General features: G+C 75.2%; 1 protein-coding gene and 1 pseudogene. Both read right to left on the bottom strand.

From position 1 onward, the window contains the following. Positions 1-915, bottom strand: a pseudogene (locus tag AC51EU_RS30685) (FUSC family protein); the annotation flags it as partial. 25 nt (positions 916-940) lie between these two features. Continuing rightward, positions 941-1,126 (bottom strand): acyl-CoA dehydrogenase family protein (locus tag AC51EU_RS30680; RefSeq protein WP_496270359.1); only part of this gene is annotated, 186 nt, incomplete at its 5' end.

The following is a 1,126-nucleotide window of genomic DNA, read 5'->3' as shown; positions in this document are numbered from 1 at the left end:
GGCGAGTTCGTCGGTCTGCGCGGGGGAGAGCGGGACGTGGGGGAGCGGGTGGCCGCGGCGCAGCCCGTGGGCCCACCCGGTGAGCCGTCCGGCCTCGGCGGCCGGGTCCGCGATGCCGTCCGGGCCGCCCAGGACCGCCTCGGCGCGGATCAGCAGCCGCTCCAGGCCGGCCCGCGAGGCGGCCTTGGCCTGTGTGCGGGCGGGGACGAGGAAGAGGGTGTGCCAGGCGGCGTTCACGGCCGCTGCGACCGCGTGCCGCGCGGCCGGTGTGCCCTCCGGTGGCGTGCGGAGCAGCGCGGCGGCGGCCTCCAGCGCGCGGGCGGTGGCGATCCGCTCCGGTCCGTGCGGCCGTACCAGCGCGGGCGCCATGCCCACCAGCCAGGCGACCGCCCCGGCGGCCAGCGCCAGCGCCGTGTGGAAGGGGACCTGTCCCAGGTGCTGGGGGACGAAGAAGGCCGAGGCGGCGATGAAGGTGAAGATCAGATTGCCGGGCGGGCCGATCCGTGTCGCGTCGCAGACCATCTTGTGGACCGCCGCGACCAGCGAGGCCATCGTGACGAGCAGGGGGACGGAGGTGGTGAGCGACGCCGCGGTGAGCGCGACGGCGAGGCTCGCGACCATGCCGAGCACCACCCATGCCAGGGCGCGGGCGCGGGCGGCGTACGGCAGGCCGTGGGTGTACAGGGCGCACATCGCCCCGGCCGAGGTGTAGAGGACCAGGTCGAGCCGGTCCAGTGCGTACAGAGTGAGGTCGGGGACGGCGAGGGCGATGACCGCGCTGAGGGCGGGCTTGTGCCAGATGTCGACGGGGCGGCGCAGCCGCACGGCGCCGCGCAGGTGCAGCGGCCGGGCGCGCACCCCGCGTCCCGGCGCGGTGGTTCGGCGCTTCCCGGCAGGCTCAGCGTGTTTCCCCATGCCGAAAACATTAGCAGGTGTTTTACTAGTGAAATATCTCCATGATCCGCGCCCGGCACTGTGCCGGAGTGCCCCACGCCGTCCGCAGCGCCCGCGCCCCGCGGATCCACAGCGACAGCTCCAGCTCCTGCGTGTAACCGATCGCGCCGTGCAACTGGAGCGCCGCCCGCGCCGCCCCGTACACCGCCTCCCCGGCCGCGGCCTTCGCCGC

It is taken from the genome of Candidatus Streptomyces philanthi (assembly GCF_059553635.1).
This window is presented reverse-complemented; position numbering and strand designations above follow the sequence as displayed.